This is a genomic window from Streptomyces sp. NPDC054796 (genome assembly GCF_053611545.1).
In genome coordinates, this window is the sequence record NZ_JBSHAO010000011.1 from 1 (window position 1) to 18,908 (window position 18,908).

19 protein-coding genes are annotated in these 18,908 nt (G+C 71.4%); 7 read left to right on the top strand and 12 right to left on the bottom strand.

Annotated elements, in window-relative coordinates; genetic code table 11:
- Positions 1-152: 152 nt before the first annotated feature.
- A complete protein-coding gene (locus ACWGJ2_RS11705; RefSeq protein ID WP_453345862.1) occupies positions 153-758 on the bottom strand; it encodes a TetR/AcrR family transcriptional regulator in 606 nt (201 codons plus the stop codon).
- A gap of 163 nt (positions 759-921) precedes the next feature.
- Here ACWGJ2_RS11705 and ACWGJ2_RS11710 point away from each other — a divergent pair, with 163 nt between their 5' ends.
- Complete coding sequence (locus ACWGJ2_RS11710; RefSeq protein WP_453345863.1) at positions 922-1,374, top strand: iron chaperone; 453 nt, start codon at positions 922-924, stop codon at positions 1,372-1,374.
- 149 nt (positions 1,375-1,523) lie between these two features.
- On the opposite strand, the gene ACWGJ2_RS11715 is transcribed toward ACWGJ2_RS11710, so the two are convergent.
- From ACWGJ2_RS11715 to ACWGJ2_RS11735, 5 genes are all read right to left on the bottom strand, one after another.
- Positions 1,524-2,795, bottom strand: coding sequence for an NAD(P)/FAD-dependent oxidoreductase (locus ACWGJ2_RS11715; protein WP_453345864.1), 1,272 nt, complete (start codon positions 2,793-2,795; stop codon positions 1,524-1,526).
- 134 nt (positions 2,796-2,929) lie between these two features.
- Positions 2,930-3,958 carry a PfkB family carbohydrate kinase gene (locus ACWGJ2_RS11720; protein ID WP_453345865.1) on the bottom strand — a complete coding sequence of 343 codons (1,029 nt, stop codon included), beginning with the start codon at positions 3,956-3,958 and terminating at the stop codon, positions 2,930-2,932.
- Complete coding sequence (locus ACWGJ2_RS11725; protein ID WP_453345866.1) at positions 3,955-5,448, bottom strand: purine-cytosine permease family protein; 1,494 nt, start codon at positions 5,446-5,448, stop codon at positions 3,955-3,957. The genes ACWGJ2_RS11720 and ACWGJ2_RS11725 overlap by 4 nt, the downstream gene beginning before the upstream one ends.
- An 87-nt stretch (positions 5,449-5,535) precedes the next feature.
- The gene (locus tag ACWGJ2_RS11730) at positions 5,536-6,543 is read right to left on the bottom strand and encodes an ADP-ribosylglycohydrolase family protein (RefSeq protein WP_453345867.1); all 1,008 of its coding nucleotides are present in this window, start codon (positions 6,541-6,543) and stop codon (positions 5,536-5,538) included.
- An 86-nt stretch (positions 6,544-6,629) separates the two neighbouring features.
- Entirely contained in the window at positions 6,630-7,349 is a 720-nt protein-coding gene (locus ACWGJ2_RS11735; RefSeq protein WP_453345868.1) for a GntR family transcriptional regulator, read from the bottom strand.
- Positions 7,350-7,669: 320 nt separating this feature from the next.
- Between ACWGJ2_RS11735 and ACWGJ2_RS11740 the strand changes: the two genes are divergently transcribed.
- Complete coding sequence (locus ACWGJ2_RS11740) at positions 7,670-7,996, top strand: SH3 domain-containing protein (RefSeq protein ID WP_453345869.1); 327 nt, start codon at positions 7,670-7,672, stop codon at positions 7,994-7,996.
- A gap of 328 nt (positions 7,997-8,324) precedes the next feature.
- Here ACWGJ2_RS11740 and ACWGJ2_RS11745 read toward each other — a convergent pair whose 3' ends face one another.
- Together ACWGJ2_RS11745 and ACWGJ2_RS11750 are read right to left on the bottom strand one after the other, a co-directional pair.
- Positions 8,325-8,816 (bottom strand): NUDIX domain-containing protein, encoded by a 492-nt coding sequence (locus ACWGJ2_RS11745; protein WP_453345870.1) that lies wholly within the window; start codon positions 8,814-8,816, stop codon positions 8,325-8,327.
- Positions 8,813-9,562, bottom strand: a complete 750-nt coding sequence (locus ACWGJ2_RS11750) for an XRE family transcriptional regulator (protein ID WP_453345871.1) — start codon at positions 9,560-9,562, stop codon at positions 8,813-8,815. The genes ACWGJ2_RS11745 and ACWGJ2_RS11750 overlap by 4 nt, the downstream gene beginning before the upstream one ends.
- Positions 9,563-10,130: 568 nt before the next feature.
- Here ACWGJ2_RS11750 and ACWGJ2_RS11755 point away from each other — a divergent pair.
- Both ACWGJ2_RS11755 and ACWGJ2_RS11760 read left to right on the top strand, forming a co-directional pair.
- Complete coding sequence (locus tag ACWGJ2_RS11755) at positions 10,131-10,382, top strand: hypothetical protein (RefSeq protein ID WP_453345872.1); 252 nt, start codon at positions 10,131-10,133, stop codon at positions 10,380-10,382.
- A gap of 31 nt (positions 10,383-10,413) precedes the next feature.
- On the top strand, positions 10,414-10,902 hold the full coding sequence (locus tag ACWGJ2_RS11760; protein ID WP_453345873.1) for a hypothetical protein: 489 nt from the start codon (positions 10,414-10,416) through the stop codon (positions 10,900-10,902).
- 89 nt (positions 10,903-10,991) lie between these two features.
- On the opposite strand, the gene ACWGJ2_RS11765 is transcribed toward ACWGJ2_RS11760, so the two are convergent.
- Positions 10,992-11,321, bottom strand: a complete 330-nt coding sequence (locus tag ACWGJ2_RS11765) for a DUF952 domain-containing protein (RefSeq protein ID WP_453345874.1) — start codon at positions 11,319-11,321, stop codon at positions 10,992-10,994.
- A gap of 101 nt (positions 11,322-11,422) precedes the next feature.
- Here ACWGJ2_RS11765 and ACWGJ2_RS11770 point away from each other — a divergent pair, with 101 nt between their 5' ends.
- Both ACWGJ2_RS11770 and fdhA read left to right on the top strand, forming a co-directional pair.
- Positions 11,423-11,836, top strand: coding sequence for a hypothetical protein (locus ACWGJ2_RS11770; RefSeq protein WP_453345875.1), 414 nt, complete (start codon positions 11,423-11,425; stop codon positions 11,834-11,836).
- A gap of 126 nt (positions 11,837-11,962) precedes the next feature.
- Positions 11,963-13,189 (top strand): formaldehyde dehydrogenase, glutathione-independent, encoded by a 1,227-nt coding sequence (fdhA, locus tag ACWGJ2_RS11775; RefSeq protein ID WP_453345876.1) that lies wholly within the window; start codon positions 11,963-11,965, stop codon positions 13,187-13,189.
- A 30-nt stretch (positions 13,190-13,219) separates the two neighbouring features.
- On the opposite strand, the gene ACWGJ2_RS11780 is transcribed toward fdhA, so the two are convergent.
- Both ACWGJ2_RS11780 and ACWGJ2_RS11785 read right to left on the bottom strand, forming a co-directional pair.
- Positions 13,220-14,824, bottom strand: coding sequence for a PTS ascorbate transporter subunit IIC (locus tag ACWGJ2_RS11780; protein WP_453345877.1), 1,605 nt, complete (start codon positions 14,822-14,824; stop codon positions 13,220-13,222).
- Positions 14,825-14,841: 17 nt separating this feature from the next.
- On the bottom strand, positions 14,842-15,678 hold the full coding sequence (locus tag ACWGJ2_RS11785) for a PTS sugar transporter subunit IIA (protein WP_453345878.1): 837 nt from the start codon (positions 15,676-15,678) through the stop codon (positions 14,842-14,844).
- A 172-nt stretch (positions 15,679-15,850) separates the two neighbouring features.
- On the opposite strand from ACWGJ2_RS11785, the gene ACWGJ2_RS11790 reads away from it, so the two are divergent.
- Complete coding sequence (locus ACWGJ2_RS11790; protein WP_453345879.1) at positions 15,851-16,087, top strand: chaplin; 237 nt, start codon at positions 15,851-15,853, stop codon at positions 16,085-16,087.
- 98 nt (positions 16,088-16,185) lie between these two features.
- Here the strand turns inward: ACWGJ2_RS11790 and ACWGJ2_RS11795 are convergent, their stop codons facing one another.
- On the bottom strand, positions 16,186-18,885 hold the full coding sequence (locus tag ACWGJ2_RS11795; RefSeq protein ID WP_453345880.1) for an ATP-dependent Clp protease ATP-binding subunit: 2,700 nt from the start codon (positions 18,883-18,885) through the stop codon (positions 16,186-16,188).
- Positions 18,886-18,908: the final 23 nt, after the last annotated feature.

Below are 18,908 nucleotides of genomic sequence, written 5' to 3' on the forward strand. Positions count from 1 at the left end.
AGGTTCAAATCCTGTCCCCGCTACTCACCAGTGGAGGGCCGGCCTCGCCCGGGCGCCAAATGTTTTTGCCCCGCCTTGGCCACCAGCTCCGACCGGGGCGGCAGCGACCTCTCCGGCGGCCAGTGGCAACGGACCGGGAGAGCAGGTCCGGCTCATGCGGCCGAGCCCTCACCGCTGGTTCCGTACGCGGCCATGAACATGTCCAGCAGCCCGTCGACCGCGTCCTCGTCGATGGGCCGGGTCGACAGCAGGCTGCGGTAGTACAGCGTGCCGCACAGCACCTCGGCGGCGAATTCCAGGTTCGCTTCCGCGGTCAGTTCTCCGGTGCGCTGGGCGCGGGTGATCCGGTCGAGGGTGCGCTGCTCGACGGTGACCAGGAATCGTTCGTGCAGGGTTGCCCGCAGTGTGGGATCAGCCTGTGCCTCGGCGATGACGGCACGGTAGACGGGGCCGATGGGCGGGCTGGACAGGGCGAGGCCCGAGCGCAGGAACTGTTCGCGCAGGTCCGCGCGGACGTCCCCGCTGTCGCGGTAGTCCAGGTCGCTGATCCACACGCGGCTGAGCGCGTCGAGCAGCAGCGCCGACATGGATGGCCAGCGCCGGTAGATCGTGTGTTTTCCGACCCCGGCCCTTCGGCCGACCGCCTCGATGCTCAGGCCCGCGTAACCGACCTCCGCAGCCAGATCGAGGGTCACCTCCAGCAGTTCTTCGGTGCGCGCGGCGCCTCGGCGCCTCGGCGTGGCGGGCGTGTCAGTCATGTCGCCACTCTAACGGCACAAGCCGTGCCGTTGACAATATCGCGGGCCGCACGCAGGATTCAGTCTCGATCGGCACGATCCGTGCCGTTGTCGAGTGTGGCGGCATGTCGCCGTCCACGCGTCCAAGATCCAGCACTTCAAGACCCTCAAAGGGGAATCCGCCATGAACAGCACCAAGAGCGGCACGCACGAGGGATTCACGGCCGAGGAGCGGGCCGCGATGAAGGACCACGCCCAAGAACTGAAGACGGCAGCGCGCCGTAGCTCGCGTGCGGACAAGGCGGCGGAGGCGGCACGGGACGTGCTCGCGAAGATCGCCGAGATGGGGGACTCGGACCGGATCATGGCCGAGCGCGTCCATGCCGTCATCACGGCCAACGCCCCGGTGCTCGCGCCGAAGCTTTGGTACGGGATGCCCGCCTACGCGCTGGACGGCAAGGTGGTCTGCTTCTTCCAGAGCGCGGAGAAGTTCAAGGCGCGCTACGCGACGCTCGGGTTCAGCGACCAGGCGAAGCTGGACGAGGGCACGATGTGGGCAGCCGGATTCGCCCTGAACGAGGTGACGGCCGAGGCGGAGGCGCGGATCGCCGCGCTGGTGAAGCAGGCGGTGAGCTGAGGCTCACCCGGTGAACGGGCCAGGGCCCTTCTTCCGGATCCCGCGCCGACGGACAGGACCGTCTCCGGTCCGGAAGAAGTGCCCTGGGCCGGACGCCCGCGTCACCTCGCCAGCCCGTCACCTCGTCAACCCGTCAACCCGTCAACCCGTCAACCCGCGTCGACCGCGCCCCGTGCGATGTCCGCGACCACCTCACGGGCAGCCCGCGTGCCCGAGGCGAGCGCTCCCTGTACGGAGCCGGTCGCGCGGTGGTCCCCGCACACGTAGCGGCCCTTTGTGAAGCGGCAGGTGCGGGTCAGGGGCTGGGGCGGCGGCATGGCGGGGAGCGCGTCCTTGACCGTGTAGGAGGCGACGTGCTCCCAGTCCGAGGTGTCGGTGCCGTAGACGTCGGCGAGCGCCGAGCGCAGCGGCGGCTCCCAGCCCGTGGGGCACTCCCCCAGCACGGAGGTCGAGATCAGCGCCCTGCCGTCGGGCGCGTAGGCGGGCGCCACCTCGCTGAGGACGCAGGTGTTGAGGAAGCGGCGCCGCGCGTCGATGACGAGCGTCGGTTCGCGCAGCGGGGAGGCGGGCGCCGCGTGGTAGTGCGTCGTCACGGTGCGGGACGGGGGTACGCGGAGGCCGGGCAGGAGCCTTTCGGCGTCGGCGGCGCCCGTGGCCACCACGACGACGGCACCGGACACCTCGGTGCCGTCGGCCAGTGTCACGCCGTCCTCCGTCAGCCGCGCGACGGGCGCCCCGAACCGCAGCGTCCCCGGAGGCAGCCCGTCGGCGAGCTGTGCGGGCACGGCACCGATTCCCTCCTCTGGCAGGCACAGCGTCCCGCGCAGCATGCTGCGCCACACCAGGTGGAAGAAGCGGCTGGAGGTCTCCAGTCCGTCCTCCAGGAAGACGCCCGAGAGGAAGGGCCGGAAGAACGTCTCGACGAACTCCTCGGAGATGCCCGCCTCCGCGAGTTCGGCGCGTGTCGTACGGTCCCCGCCGCCTTTCACCACCCGCATCGGCCCCGCCATGTCCCGTACCGCCAACCGGGCGACCGCCGCCAGGTCGCGGCCCGAGGCCATGCGTCCAGGAAGGAGGTCGGCGCAGCCGCGCAGGCCGCGCGTGGGGTCGCTGAAGCGCCGCATCCCGGCGTCCGTGCGGATCAGCGCGCCGGGTGTGAAGCGGCGCAGTCCCAGCGCTCGCAGGTCGAGGCGGCGCCTGAGCTGGGGATAGGAGGTGTTGCAGACCTGGAAGCCCCGGTCCAGGCGGAAGCCGTCGGCCACGTCCGAGCGCATCCGGCCGCCGACCGCGTCACCCGCCTCCAGGACCCGCACCGGGACTCCGGCCGCGCGCAGGTCGAGGGCGCAGGCGAGACCGGCCAGGCCGGCGCCGACGACGAGGACTTCGCGCGGGTTGCTGGGGCTGCTGGGGCACGGGTGCATGCGCGGTGGCCCTTCACGAGACTCACGGTCCGACGTCGCCAGGCCGCACGGCACCGGGCCGCCGCCTCTCAGCATGATCGTCGCTGCGGCCGTGGTCCGCCTGCCGCCCCGCCGCGCGCGGTGCGCCGTCTCCGTCAGAGTGCGGTCAGCGGGTCTCCCGGGCCCAGGACCGTGGCCAGTTCCTCGCGGGTGGGCCCCGTGGCCGGCCCGTGCCGGGTCACCGCGAGGGAGGCCGCGACGTTGGCGGCGCGCGCCGCCTCCCGCGGCCCCGCGCCACGGGCAAGGAAGGCGAGGAAGGCCCCGACGTGCGCGTCGCCCGCGCCGTTGCTGTCCACGGCCTCGACGGGGCGGCCCGGTACGTGGACGGGGGCCTCGCCCGGTGCGGCGACCCAGCAGCCGGAGGCGTCACCGCGCACGACAACGCCACCGGCCCCTGCCCGGCTGGCGCCGCTCGTGCCCAGGCGCTCCCGGAGCGCCGCCGTGGCGCCCTGCTCGTCCTCGACACCCGTGAGCAACCGGGCCTCGCGCCGGTTCGCGCTGAGCCAGTCGCAGCGGGCCAGCACGGGGGCCAGGACCTCGTCGGGGATGCCGTCGACCAGCGGGCCCGGGTCGAAGCAGAGCGTCACGTCCGGGGGAAGCCCTACGGCGAACCGTGCCAGCGTGGGGCCGCTGCCGGGGTGGGCGAGCCCGTACCCGGAGAGTTGCACGAGGTCGCCGGGACGCAGCCGTCGGGCCAGCGCGGCGGTGTCCTCGGCGGTCAGCGACGCCTCCACGCCCAGGGCCGTGGCGAAGGTGCGCTCTCCGTCGCCGTCGACCAGCGCGACGCAGAATCCGCTGTCGCCCTCCTCGCGCGGGGGCAGGACGGTCTCGACGCCCTCGGCCGCGAGCGCCGCGCGGACGCGGTCGCCGAACGGCCCTGTGCCGTGCGCTCCCCCGTACAGCGCGGGCAGCCCGAGCCGTCGCGCCGCGGCCAGCACGTTGAAGCCGCCGCCCGCGGTGAGCCCGTGGGCCGAGGCGAGCACGTCGGAACCGCGTTCGGGGAGGTGGGGGACGCGCAGGACGACGTCGACGATGACGTTGCCCGCGAGGACGAGGCGCGGGGCCGGGGCCGGTGTCGAGGAGGGGGCCGGAGAAGGGGCCGGAGAGGGGGCCGGAGTGGTCATGCGGGGATCGTCTCCTCTTCCTGGGCGGTCCGGGCCGCCTCGTCCACGCGCGCCGCCTCGTCCGTGACCGTGCGGTCCAGGGGGCGCAGGAGTGCGTACAGGACGGCCGAGACGGCGAAGGTGACGGCCCAGCCGAGCCCGTTCGCGCCGAGCCAACTGTGCGAGAAGGGGCCGGAGAACCAGATGTCCGTGTCGCTGGTCTTCGCCTCCGTCAGCAGCAGCCCGACGACGATCGCGACGGCCCACGCGGCGACGGCGGGCCAGGCGAAGCCGCCCCGGTACCAGTAGCGGCTGCCTCGGCGCGTGTCCATCAGCCCCTCGGCGTCGTACGCGCGTCGGCGCAGCATGTCGACGGCGAAGACACCGACCCACGCGGTGATGGGGACGGCGAGGAGGGTGAGGAAGGTGGTGAAGGGGCCGTAGAAGTCCTTCGCGACGAGCATGAAGTAGATGCCGCCCGCGAAGGTGAGGACGACGTCGATGCCGACGGCGACGGTGCGCCGGGTGCGCAGCCCCAGGGTGACCAGGGTCAGTCCGGCCGAGTAGACGGAGAGATGGTTGGAGAGCAGGAGCCCGCCGAAGGCCGCGATCAGGTAGGGCACGGACATCCACGAGGGGAGCATCGTGTTGATGGCCGAGACCGGGTCGGCGGAGGTGGCGAGGCTGTCGTCGCCCGCCGAGAGCAGTGAGCCCAGCGAGATGAGCAGCATCAGCGGGATGCCCGCGCCCGCTGCCGAGGCGACGACGAGCCTGCCGCCCGGTATGCGACGGGGCAAGTAACGGGCGTAGTCGGCGCCCGCGTTGGCCCAGCCGATGCCGGTGCCGGCGGCGATGACCCCGATGCCGCCGATGACGGCGCTGAGCGGCGCTGCGGGCGCGTGGGCGACCTTCGTCCAGTCGACGGTGGCGACGAGGAAGCCCATCACCAGGAGGTTGAGCAGCCCGAAGAGGCAGGTGGCCCAGCGGTTGATCCACATGATGGTGGCGTGCCCGAGGCCGCTGATCAGGAGCGTGCAGGCGATGAAGACCAGCAGGCAGAGCAGCGTCAGCACGGTGTTCTGACGTACCCCGAAGGCGATGGCCAGCAGCGAGAGCAGCGCGTAGGCGGCGGTCGTGGTGTTGATGGTCTCCCAGCCGACCCGGCTCAGCCAGGTCACCAGGGTGGGCCCGGTGTTGCCACGGGCACCGAAGACGGCGCGGGAGAGGGTGAGCGCGGGTGCGCCGCCGCGCTTGCCCGCGATGCTCAGCGCGCCGACGAGCGCGAACGAGCCGAAGGCTCCGATCACGGCCACGAGCGCCGCCTGCCAGATGTTGAGGCCGCGGAAGGCCACCAGGGTGGCGCCCAGGGGCAGTCCCAGGATGGAGATGTTGGCGGCGAACCACGTCCAGAACATCTGGCTGGCCCGGCCGTGCCGTTCGGCGTCGGGCACCGGCTCGATGCCCCGGGTTTCGACGGCACCGACACGCTCGCTCGTCCTTGAGCCGCTCATGACGGAACCTCCTTACGGTTCGGTTCAGGTTCAGGGGTGCGGGGAGGGGCCGCCGGTGCCATGTCGGTCCGGCGGCGGCGCGGCCCGTCAGGCGGCGCGGAGGGCGAGTAGGGCGTCGACGAGGGGGTCGAGGTCCAGGTCGTTGACGGTACGGAGGGTGGTGACGGCTTCGGCGGGGAGGCCCGTCAGACCCGCGGCGGCGCCGGAGACGGCTCCGGCGATGGCGCCGATGGTGTCGCAGTCGCCGCCGAGGTTCGCGGCGAGCAGGCAGGTGCGCCAGGGGTCGTCGCCCGCGAGGGCGAGCACGGCGAAGGCCGCGGGCACGGACTCCTGGCTGGCGACGCTGGTGCCGACCAGTGCGCTGATGGTGTCCACCGCCTCGTCCTCGTCTCGTCCGGCGACGAGTCCGCGTGCCCAGCGGATGCGCGCGGCGATGTCGGCGCCCGCGGCCCAGTGGCCGCGACGGGCTCCGGCGGCGGCTGCCTCCTCGGCCGCGTCCATCGCGGCTGCCAGCCCGTGCCCCTCGACGGCGACGCTGACGGCCGCCGCCACGGCAGCGGCGCTCGCGATGCCCAGGGTGGTGTCGTGGGTGACCTGGCAGGACTCGACGACGTGGTCGAGGAAGCCGTCGAGCGGCTCGACGGGGAAGGCGATCCCGACGGGGGTGACGCGCATGGCGGCGCCGTTGGTGGTGCCGCTCTTGCCGGTCTCGGTGACCGGTACGCCGCGTGCGACGGCGTCCAGTGCCGCCTTGGTGGAGGGGCCGAGGAGGTCGAAGGAGCCCTTGGCCTTCATCTCCTTCTCCCAGTCGAGGAGTTCGGAGGCCAGTTGTACGGGGTCGATACGTCCGGCCGAGCCGATGAGCAACTGCCCGACGACGACGGCCTGTTCGGTGTCGTCGGTGACCGATCCTGCGGGCATTCCGGCGGCGACGGGGTTGTCCGACGGGCCCGGCTCGAAGCCGGTGATCCGGCCGAAGCGGGCCGTGATGGCCCGACGGGACATGATCTGGGTGGGCATGCCGAGGGCGTCGCCGAGTGCGAGTCCGTAGAAGGCGCCGAGGGCACGGTCGGTGCGGCGGGTGGCGTGGTTCATGTGCGCTGTTTCTGCTGGTGGGGCGGGGTGTGTTGTGAGTGCGGGGCCGGGGGGGCGGCGTGCGGGGGTGTCAGGGTGCGGGGGTGTCAGGGTGCCGTGGCCTCTCCGAAGCGCGTACGCAGCTCGAAGTGGGCGGGGTCCAGGAGGCTGACGACGTGCTCGACGAGACCGCCGTCGGGCCCGCGCCCCGTGCGCCGCACCCGCAGGAACGATGTGCCGGACGGCCTGCCCAGGGTGGCGGCGTCGCCGGGTGCGAGGGGGACGGCGGTGGCGCGCTGCTCGCCCGACGCCACGACCAGGCCCGCCTCGGCGAGGGTGCGGGTGAGCGATCCGTCGGCCAGCCCGCGCTCGGGTACCTCCTCAAGACCGGGGTGGAGGGGGACACGGCTGCGTTCGAGGGAGACGTGCGCGCCGTCGGGCAGCGTGCGGAGGCGGTCCAGGGCGAGGAAGCGCTCGTCGGACAGGCCGAGTTCGGCGGCGAGCGCCGTGTCATGGGCGACGTCGAGGCGCAGGACAGTGGTGGTGGGCGACGCGCCCTGGTCCACGAGGGACTGGGTCCAGCCGTGCCGGTTGTCCAGCGGGGTGCCGTCGAAGGTGACGAACGAGCCGATGCCCGCATGGGTGGCGATCAGCCCCTCGTCGTTGAGCGCGCGCAGTGCCTCGCGGACGGTGGCGCGGCTGACGGAGAAGCGCTGGGTCAGTGCGTGCTCCCCCGGGAGACGGCTTCCAGTGCGCAGGGCGCCCGCCCTGATCTCGCGGCCGAGAACCCTGGCCACGCGCTGGTGCTTACGAGCCTGTTCGGACATGTCCGCACCGTAGACCTACCTGTCTGGACCTGTCTAGAGACCTGCGTCACTCCCTCCGCGTCACCTTCCATGGCCAAGGATTTCCTTTCCGGTAATTCCTTTCCCCTTCAGAGGATCACCCTGGAATAACCTCACACGATCGAGGGATACCAAAGGCGGGCGTGAGGGACAAGAATTCCTTTCACCCGGTCGCATCCGACCTCCGCTCATCGCAGGCGGAAAGCGAACGGGCATCTCACCATCACGAGCCCATTCGACCTCCTTTTCCCGTGCCCAAATATTTCACGGGCGCGAGAAAAGGAGCACGGGGAAGGAAAAGAATGACTATCTCGGCGAAAATCCTCCACCGCGCCGGAGCCGTCGCGGCATGCGCGGCGCTCACCCTCACTCTGGCACCCGTCGCCGCCACGGCCGCACCGTCGGCCCAGTCGTCCCAGCCCGCTGCTCAGCAGCTTGCCCACGTGTGCACGGTCAACGACAACGGCGTCAACTACCGGGGCGGACCCGGCAGCAACTATCCGGTGCTGGGCCAGGTGAACAAGGGCCAGAAGATGAACGCCAAGGGCAAGGAGGGTAGCTGGGTGATGGGTGACCTGTGGGGCGGCAGGACGGGAGTCTGGATTCACGTGGCCTATCTGGACTGCTGATCCGCCCCGCGAGGGAAAAAGGGATCATCACACACGGGGGGGGAACTCTCCCACGGAAGAACCGGGGGAAATGTAGGGGGATGCAGGAGGCATTTCCGTGGAGAAACCAGGGGGTTCCCGTGAGTTCGGTGACGGCTTTCCGGAAAGCCTCACGGAAAACGGGGAATCACGGATGACCGCCGCGTGATCACCCCTTCAACGTCCCGTCGGACACCGCTCGCGCAGTCGCCGCGGTGGTGTCCGACGGGATCCGCGCTGCGGTGGCATGAGGCGAACGGCTCGCTCGTGCACGGTTCGCTGGAGCGCGCCGAGGTGGGGGTGCGCGGGCTCAGGTGATGTAGGGGGTCGCTGAGGTCAGCCCGTGCCTGATGCGCTCCAGCAGCGCGGGGTGCACCGGGTAGGCGTCCAGCTCGGCCGGGTCGATCCAGCGCACTTCGGCCGCCTCGTCCAACTGGGGCCGTACCTCCCCGCCGAGCAGCCGGGCCCGCAAGCAGATGTTGATCGGCTGCCGCACCTCGTCCACGTGGTCACCATGCATGTAGACGATCACGTGGTCGGGGGTGGAGAACACCCCGACCAGGCCCACCACCTCGACATCGAGCCCGGTCTCTTCCCTGCACTCCCGGACTCCGGCCTGCCCGACGGTCTCGCCCTTCTTCACGCCGCCGGTGGGGATGGTCCACAAGTCGTTGTCAACCCGGCGAAGCATCAGCAGGCGGCCGTCCTCGTCACGGACGAAGACGCTGGCCGAGGTCTTGCGGCTGGTCGGCTGCGGCGCGTCCGGGTCCCGCCAGTGGTCGATCCTCCGCGTCCCCTTCATCGCCCCTCCTCCGGGTTCTCCAGGCTGACGGGCCGGGCCGAGGCCCATACCCGCTCGTACGACTCGACGTAGGTGTGGAAGAACTGACCGTCCATCCGCCGCAGATGCAGCGTCGGCGTATAGGCGGCGAGCACACCGTAGGCGTGGACGTTGACGATCATCTCGTCGTCGAAGCGGTAGATGCTGTTGTACAGCGGGGTGTCGTGCAACCGCACCTCGACGGAAGCGGGCATCCGGTCACCGTAGTAGGCGAGGACAGAGGCGACCCGGCCTGCGACGCCGCCGCCAATGCGGTACTCGCGGTCTCGCGAGGCGAGCTGTTCACCGTCAGGGTCGCCGAGGAGGAGCCGCACGCGGGCGCCGTGTTCGGCTTTCTGGGCGAGAGTCGGCAGCCAGTCGGGGTGTTCCTCGGTGAGGAAGAGACCGGCGAACGCGAGGAGATCGATGTCGCGGTCGGCCGCACGCAGGAGTTCGGTCCACAGGTGGCGGGGGACGTCGCTGCGCCGGGGGTAGGTCGCGACGAGTTCCGCGCCTGCGAGCGAGGCGGCGTTCCCCACGTCGGGCCACAGGTAGGACTCGTCCTCCTGGAGGATCGCGGCGACGCGGTATCGCGTGCGGGGATAGGGAACGGAGTCACCGGAAATCCACCGTTCAACGCTCTTGGTGGAGACCTCGGCTGCGGAGGCGAGAGTGCCGACATCAAGTCCGGCGCGGTGCATCGCTCGTCGTAAGCGCTCATTCACCATGCCGACAGCATGACAGCACTCCCCACCTGCGGACAGAGAGATGTCCGTAGATGTCTGACTGTGTCGATGCGCTGCCCGTGACCAGTGCGGACGATTGCGTAACGGGCCCTTGAAGCTGCTCCCGACAGCCCGAGGGCGGCGTCAACGCTGTCGAGGAGCATCAACATGGTGAAAAGTACCGCCTTCCGGATGGTGGCAGAGGAACGTAAGCCGGTCATGACACTGCGGGTGTACCGGATCGATGGGCGGACGGGTGCGCGTACCGACCTGCGCGCGGTGGACCCGACGCCTGGAGGGCCCCTGATCTCCCAGGTGTTCCCGCCATGCATGTGCCACCGCTGCCGCACACGGGCCGGGGAGACAGCCCGGTGGGTGAGTCCTCTCCGCGTTGTTTCCGGTGCCGTCGGGCTCCGGGTACACGAACCGCCCTCAACCTGTGCTCCGGTGATGAGCGAGCCCTACGGCCGGAGCGGCGTTCGCGCACGGTCCCCGTGATGGTCTGCGACGGGTGTGCGGCCGACATCGCTGTCGAGGACGCCGCCCGCGCCCGGACCCCGGAGGCGGCACGATGAGCGCGCCGCACGAGTGCGAGGTTGCCGAGGACCGGCACGAAGGCGACGTACGCGAACACGTCATCGCAGGGCCGCTGTGGCTGTGCGCACGTCACCGGCGCTACGTCGGGTACGCCCTGGACCGCATCAGCGTGACCGGTGAGGAACTGGCCCGCGCCATCGCCGTCCTCTCCGGCGCGGGCAAGCGCCCCACCCACACCGACACCGAACCCGCGCCGCCCACCCTGCGTGCAGTGCGCACACCGTGACCCTCACCCGCCACTGATCTGGAGCAATCCCGTGCCTCGCGACCACACCGTCCTCATCCCGGCCGACCCCGAGGATGTCTTCTACGACCCCCACGGCTGGGCCACATCGTCAGGTTTCCCCGTCGCCGTCCTCGACGGCCAGCAGCAACACTTCGTCATGCGCCGCATCCAGGACCACGCCGTACGCCTCATGTACGAACTCCCACACGGCACCGCCTTCCTCACCACCTACCCCCGCCCCATGCCGTCAGGCCAGGTCATCGAGATCATGGAAGGCAACCTCGCGACACTTCTCACCGGCTACGCCTGCCACCCCCTGCGCCTGCGCGACAAGGGCGAACGCATCGCGGTGGACGGCACCACGCGGGACTGCCTGTCCACACTGCTCGCCCCCCGCCACTGGTGGCACGCCCGCCACACCCGCATCGGCAAGGCACTGGAACACGACGGCCGCACCGTCATCCTCACCGCACCCCTCGTCGGCGGACGCACACTCCAACTCACCACCGTCACACCCTGAACGCCTGCCCCGGCAGCACGGCGCCCGGCGCCCGGACCCCGCGTCGGCGCCGGGGCAGGCACCCCCGTCCTGGGCGTGGGGGGGGGCGGCTACGGGTGCCACTCCTCCACGTCCACGACCGCGTCGACCGGCAGCGGCCCATAGAGGTGCGGGAACTCCTCGTCCGCGCCGGGCGCGGGTGGCTCGAAGCGCACCGGGGCCGTCAGCCTGTCGCTGTCGATGACGAGGACCACCAGGTCGGCCGGGTCCGTGTCAGCGCCATAGAGCATTTCGGCGACGGACCGCAACTGGTGTCGTAGCGAGCAGTGGATGAACCCCTCCTCGTGGAGTGTGCGGCCACGTGTGGACATCTCGTACGAGCCCGACTCGCGAGCGGCGTCCCACAGCACGCGCTCCGTGATGTGCAGCAGTTCCGTCATGCGCAGACGCTATGTCACTCCCCCGGCCAGGTGAACCGGGCGTCCCCGCGGGGCACACATGACACCTGGCCCACCGGGCGACGCAGAGGGAGAGGGTCGGAATGCGAGCAGGAGCAGGAGTGCTGCGGGCCGTCGGGGTGGCCACGGCGGTGTACGGGGTGGCGGTGGCCGCGTGGCCGACGCTGCTGGCGCGCCCGTCCGGGCTGGTCGACGGCGAAGGAGAGGTGGCCGAGGCGACGGGGATCTCGCTGCGCCCGCTGGCCTGGCGCGATGCCGCGAGCGGTGTCGCCATGGCGGTCGCACCGGAGGGCGAGGCGCTGCGCACGGCGGCGCTCCTGCGCGTCGCGGCCGACTTCGGCGACGCTCTCCTGCTCGGCGCGACGCTGCCCGACCGCGACAAGCGGGTGAAGGCCGTCGCCGTGTCCGTCGGCTGGGGTGCCCTGTCCGTGCTGGGGCTGTGCGCCGACGCGAGACCGGGACGCCGGGAGACGCGAGGGTGCCGTCGACGCCGGTAGTTGAACGTTGCGCGAAGGGTGGTCAGCACCGGGTCACGGGAGCAGACTCCGCCCCACGTACCGCCCCACCTCAGCACCGAGCACCCAGCACCCAGCACCCAGCACGCCACGACGGAGGGACAGCACATGAGCGGCAACAGGGCAGTGGCGTACCTCAAGCCGGGCACCGTGGAGGTGCAGACCATCGACTATCCGTCACTGGAGTTGCGCGACGGCCCCGGCGTGGCACCGGAGAACGTCGGCCGCACCTGCCGGCACGGTGTGATCCTCAAGGTGCTCGCCACCAACATCTGCGGCAGCGACCAGCACATGGTCCGCGGCCGGACGACGGCGCCCGAGAACCTCGTGCTCGGTCACGAGATCACCGGTGAGGTGATCGAGCGCGGCCCCGACGTGGAGTTCACCGAGGTGGGCGACATCGTCTCCGTCCCCTTCAACATCGCCTGCGGCCGGTGCCGCAACTGCAAGGAGCGCAAGACCGGCATCTGTCTCCACGTCAACCCGGCCAGGCCCGGTGCCGCGTACGGCTATGTGGACATGGGCGGCTGGGTCGGCGGGCAGGCGGAGTACGCGATGGTGCCGTACGCGGACTTCAACCTGCTCCGCTTCCCGGACCGCGAGGCCGCGCGCGAGAGGCTGCTGGACCTCGCGATGCTCTCGGACATCTTCCCGACGGGCTTCCACGGCGCCGTCACGGCGGGGGCCGGGGTGGGCAGCACGGTGTACGTGGCGGGCGCGGGGCCCGTCGGGCTCGCCGCGGCCGCCTCCGCGCAGCTTCTGGGCGCCGCCGTCGTCTTCGTCGGCGACCTCAACGCGGAGCGGCTGGCCCAGGCCCGCAGCTTCGGCTGCGAGACCGTCGATCTGACGCGCGGCGAACCGGGCGAGCAGATCGCCGAGGTGCTCGGCGAACCGGAGGTGGACGCGGCCGTCGACGCCGTCGGGTTTGAAGCCAGGGCGCACGGCGCGGACGCGGAGGAGGCCCCGGCCACCGTCCTCAACTCGCTGATGGGGCTGGCCCGCGCTGGCGGCAGCATCGGTGTCCCCGGCCTCTACGTCACCGAGGACCCGGGCGGCATCGACGCCGACGCGCGGACGGGCTCGCTGAAGGTACGGCTGGGCCTCGGCTGGGCCAAGAGCCACAGCTTCACCACGGGACAGTGCCCGGTGATGACGTACCACCGGCAGCTCAGCATGGCGATACTCCACGACCGGGTGCGCATCGCCCGCGCCGTCAACGCCACCGTCATCCCGCTGGAGGAGGCGCCGCGCGGCTACGCGGAGTTCGACCAGGGGGCGAGCCGCAAGTACGTGCTCGACCCGCACGGCGCGCTGAACGGCGTCACGGCGGCCTGAGCCTCGCCCGCACCCACGCCCCCGACCCCGTCAGTCCTTGCCGTTCTCCGGGGGCGGGGGCGGCACGGGCGCACCGGCCGGGGGCCGGATCTTCGCGTACACGGCCGTCGCCGTGCCCGTACCCGTGCCCGTGCCCCCGGCGCCCGTACCGCCGCTCTCCGCGACGCCCTCGTTCTCGTCGCGCGGCAGCAGCGCGTCACGCCGGGCACCCGGATCCCAGCCGGTGTCCACGACCCGCTTCTGCATCACGATCGCGCCCGCCAGCACCGCCGCGCCGATCACCAGCATCAGGACGACGCCGCCCGCGTCGCCGACCTTCGCCGCGTTGCCGATGAGGGTGCCGAACCAGCCGAAGTCGGCGTCCCCGAACGTGGTGTTCTCCTCGCCGAAGGCGCCGAGCACCTTGAGCAGCAGGGCGGGCAGGAAGGTGATCAGCACGCCGTTGAGGAAGGCGCCGACGACGGCGCCGCGCCTGCCGCCCGTCGCGTTCCCGTAGACCCCGGCCGCGCCGCCCGTGAAGAAGTGCGGCACAAGACCCGGCAGGACGAGCGCGAGCCCGAAGGCGGGCCCGAAGACGGCGGAGAGCAGCGCGAGGCTGACCAGGCCGCCGATGAAGCTGGCGATGAAGCCGAGCAGCACCGCGTTCTGCGCGTACGGGAAGACGATCGGCGCGTCCAGCGAGGGGACCGCGCCGGGGACGACCTTCTGGGCGATGCCCTGGAAGGCGGGCACCAGTTCGCCGAGGATCGTCCTGACGCCGAAGAGGATGACGGCGACGGCGATGCCGAACTGGAGGCCCTGCATGACGGAACTCATGAGGTAGTTGCCGATGTCGGTCGCCGCCTCGCCGCCACCGGCGGTGAACGCCTTGAAAGCCGTCTTCTCGCCCGCCTTGACGAGGTAGATGACGGCGAGGACGAAGTAGATCAGCAGCATGGAGAGTGCGGTGGCCACCATCGAGTCGCGCAGGAAGCGCAGGCCCTCCGGCAGCTTCATGTCCTCGGTGCTGCGGCTGCGCTTGCCGACGAGCTGCCCCGCCGCGCCCGAGACGACGTAGCCCGCGGTGCCGAAGTGGCCGATCGCGATGCTGTTGTTGCCGGTGACGCGCTTGGTCCACGGGTGTGCGAAGGCGGGCATCGAGACGAGCATGATGCCCAGCAGCACTCCGCCGAGGACGACCACGACGGCCGAGGAGAGCCCCGCGATGGCGAGCACCATCGTCAGCAGGGTTGCCATGAACAGCATATGATGGCCCGTCAGAAAGACGTAGCGCAGCGGGGTGAACCGCGCCAGGAGCAGGCTCAGCGCGAAGCCCACGATCATCAGCCAGGCGACGCGTGCGCCGAACTGCTCCTGCGCGATGCCGACGATGGCCTCGTTGGTCGGGATGACGCCGTGTGCCCCCGTCGCGCCCTGGATCATCTCGCCCAGGGGCGCGAGCGCGTCGACCACGAGCCCGGCGCCCGCGTTGATCAGCAGAAAGCCCAGGGTGGCCTTGATGGCGCCGCCGACGATCTGTCCGACGGACTTCTTCAGCGCGATGAGACCGGCCGCCGTGATGAGGCCGATGAGATACGCGGGTTCGCTGAGGATCTCGTTGACGAGGAACTCGGCGATGGATACGAGCCAGTTCATGGTGCCCGGTACTTCCCTCAGACGTCGTAGGTGTCTCGGAGCGTGCTGTCGACCTCGGAGGTGCTGGTGAAGTCCTGGACGACCTTCACGGGGACACCCACGTCCCCCAGCGTTCCGGCGATCTCCCGCGAGGTCAGGATGGCGACCGCCTCGGACGCCTTGCCCTTGGCCGAGATGGTGTCCGTTGCCTCGACGGTGACGTACCGCGACCAGCCCCAGCGGTCGAGGACGCGTTCCAGCGTGTTCTTCAGGAAGAGGCTCGTCCCCACGCCGTTGCCGCACACGGTGAGGATCTTGTGCATGCCGTGGCCACCGCCCGGCGCGCTCCGCGCGGCCCGGTCCCCGGCCGCGGTCCGGCCAGCGCCCCCGCCCCCGGCCGCACCCGCGCCAGCGCCCTCGCCCGCGCCCCCACCGCCCAGCGCGAGGTGCAACGCCTCGGGGGTCGGCGCGTCCCGCAGCGCGTCGGCGGTCGGCGGGTCGGCCAGCAGCCTGGCGAGGGCCGCCATGGCGGCCGTGTGGTCACCGGAATCCTTCGCGGCGAGGCCGACGACGAGGGAGACCGGGTCGTTCGCCTCGTGCCCGAACTCGACGGGCTCCTCGAGCCGCACCCAGGACATGCCCGTCCGCAGCACCGCGGGCGACGGGCGGGCGTGCGCGAACGCGAGACCCGGCGCGATGACGATGTACGGACCGTTCTCCTCGACGTTCGCGACCATCTCCGCCGTGTACTCGGCGGTGCTCGACCCCGTCGCCGTCATCAGCGCGCCCGCGGCTTCGACGGCCTCCCGCCAGTCCGCCGCCGGGACATCGAGACGGATGGCCTCGACGGGCAGAAGTTCACTCAGTGTCGCCATGGAACGGATCGTTCCACGGAACGCGGCGCCCGGCGCGACCGGCTCCCCCTGTGGGCTCCGAGGACCCGTACGGCCCACCGCGACACGCCCCCGATCGTGCCAATCGGCCCTTTTGCGCATGACGAGCGTGTGTGCTGGTCACTCCGCACAACCTTCAACCCTCGGAGTGAATATGCGCATTCGTTCTGCGTTCGCCGCTGCCGCCCTGGCCACCGTGGGCCTCATCGGCGGAGCCGGTGCCGCCGTCGCCGACGCAGGCGCCGCGGGTGCCGCCGTCGGTTCGCCCGGCGTGCTGTCCGGCAACGTGGTGCAGGTTCCCTTGCACGTCCCGGTCAACGTCTGCGGCAACAGCATCAACGTCGTGGGTCTGCTGAACCCGGCGTCCGGGGCCACCTGCGTCAACGACTGAGGCACACCCCGGCTGAGCGGCCCGTCCCCTGTTCCCAGCCCTTCCAGGACGGGCCGCTCAGCGGTGTCCGCGCACACCTTCCCCGTTTCCGCTCCCGGTCAGGACATGTCCGCGTCCCCCTTGTCCGCGTCCCCCTCCCCCTCCCCCTCGTGCGAAGCAGTCGCACCGGGCTCGCCGGGATCGCCGGGCTCCGTACGGAAGACGAGCCGGTCGTCCTCGACACCGACCCGCACGTGGTCGTGCGGTGCGAACTCGCCGCCGAGCAGCATCCGCGACAGCCGGTTGTCCACCTCCCGCTGGATCGTCCTGCGCAGCGGCCTGGCACCGTACTCGGGCTGGTAGCCGCGCCGGGCGAGCCAGCCGATGGCCTCGTCGCTGAACTCGGCCGTCACGTCCTGGGCCCGCATCCGGCGGCGGGTGTCGTCCAGCAGCATGTCGGTGATCCGCCGCAACTGCGGGTCGTCGAGCTGCCGGAAGATCACGATGTCGTCCACACGGTTCAGGAACTCGGGTCGGAAGTGCTCGCGCAGCGGGCGCAGCACCCGCTCCCTGCGCGCCTCCTCGTCGGCCTCGGTGCCACCGGCACCGCCACCGCCCCCGAACCCGAGCACCGAGCCGCGCCCGGTGATCGCCTCTGAACCGAGGTTGCTGGTCATGACGATGACGGTGTGGGTGAAGTCGACCGTGCGGCCCTGTGCGTCGGTCAGCCGCCCGTCGTCGAGCACCTGGAGCAGGATGTTGAAGACGTCGGGATGCGCCTTCTCCACCTCGTCGAGGAGCAGCAGCGAGTACGGGTTGCGGCGCACCGCCTCCGTGAGCTGTCCGGCCTCGTCGTGTCCGACGTATCCGGGCGGGGCACCGATGAGGCGGCTGACGGTGTGCCGCTCCTGGAACTCGCTCATGTCCAGGCGCACCATCCGGTCGTCCGTGCCGAAGAGCGCCTCGGCCAGCGCACGTGCCGTCTCCGTCTTGCCGACGCCCGTGGGGCCGAGGAACAGGAAGCTGCCGATGGGCCGGTCGGGGCTGGCCAGTCCGGCGCGGGAGCGCAGTACCGCGTCGGCGACGGCCGTGACCGCCTCGTCCTGGCCGATGACCCGCTCCCTCAGATGCGACTCCAGGCCGAGCAGCCGGTCCCGTTCCTCCTGGGTGAGGCTGCTGACGGGGATGCCGGTCTGCCGGGAGACGATGTCGGCGATGTCCTCGACGGTGACCTCGGCGATGCGGGTGTGCGAGTGCTGCCTGCGGCCGTCCTCGCCGATGGCGCGCTCCAGCTCGGTGAGGCGGTCGCGCAGCTCGGTGGCCTTCTCGTAGTCCTCGTCGGCCACGGCCTGCGCCTTGTCGCGGGTGACCTGCTCGGCCTCGCGCTCCAGTGCCCGCACGTCGGTGCCCCGGGTGGCGTGGCGGAGCCTGACGCGGGCGCCCGCCTGGTCGATGAGGTCGATGGCCTTGTCGGGAAGGAAGCGGTCGGAGAGATAGCGGTCCGACATCTCGACGGCGGCCAGCAGCGCGTCCTCGGTGTAGCGGACCTGGTGGTGTGCCTCGTACCGGTCGCGCAGCCCGCGCAGGATCTCGACGGCGTCGGCGACGCTCGGCTCGGGGACCAGGACGGGCTGGAAGCGGCGGGCGAGCGCCGCGTCCTTCTCGATGTAGCGGCGGTGCTCCTCCAGCGTGGTCGCGCCGACGACGTGGAGTTCGCCGCGCGCGAGCGGCGGCTTGAGCATGTTGCCCGCGTCCATGGAGCCGCCCTCGGACCCGGTGGTGCCCGCGCCGACGACCGTGTGCAGTTCGTCGATGAACACGATCAGTTCGTCGGAATGGGCGCGGATCTCGTTGATGAGGTCGTTCAGCCGCTCCTCGAAGTCGCCCCGGTAGCGGGTCCCGGCGACCACTCCCCCGAAGTCGATCCGGACGATGCGCCGCCCGAGCAGGTTGTCGGGCACGTCGCCCTCGACGATGCGCTGGGCCAGACCCTCGACGACGGCCGTCTTGCCGACGCCCGCCTCGCCGATGAGGACGGGGTTGTTCTTGCCGCGCCTGGCCAGGATCTCGACGGTCTGCTCGATCTCCTCGTCCCGGCCGATCACAGGGTCGATCTGCCCCTGGCGGGCCAGCTCTGTGAGATCACGCCCGTACTTGTCGAGGTTCGGGGTGTTGTGCGCCGTCGCGCCGGGCGCCTGCGGATCGGGCCCGCCCGGTGCCCTGTGGGCGCCGCTCTGGGAGGCGCCACGGGGGTCGAAGTGCGCCGCGTCGAGGATCTGCCCCGCGGTGGAGTCGCGGTTGGCGGCCAGCGCGACGAGCACGTGCTCGGGTCCGATGTACGGGGCTCCCCGCGAGCGGCCGATGTCGTGCGCGTCCATCAGCGCGCGCTTGACGGCGGGGCTCACCGAGATCGAGGTGCGCAGGGGTCCTTCCCCGGCCTGCCGGTCGATCTCGGCTGCCAGCGCGTCGGGGTCGGCGCCCGTCCTGGCCACCATGCTGCGCGTGGGCTCGGCCGCGAGGGCGGCGCGGAGCAGGTGCTCGGTGTCGAGATCGGCGCTGCCGTGCTCGGCCGCGTAGGAGGTCGCCTCGGAGAGCAACTGCCGTGCGGGCTCGCTCATCATCCGCAGGAAGTCGAAGGCCCGGGGATCGTTCCCCTGCCGTCCCGGCGCGCCCGGCTGACCGCCTGACCGCCCACCTGACTGCCCGCCCGGCTGTCCGCCCAGCTGCCCGCCCGGTGGTGTGGCGCCGAGGAAACGCGCGAGAAACTCTCCGAGCGGGTCCCGGCCGTGCTCTCCGGGGCCCGTGTACCCGCTGGTCATAGGGCTCCGTCCCGTCGGTACGG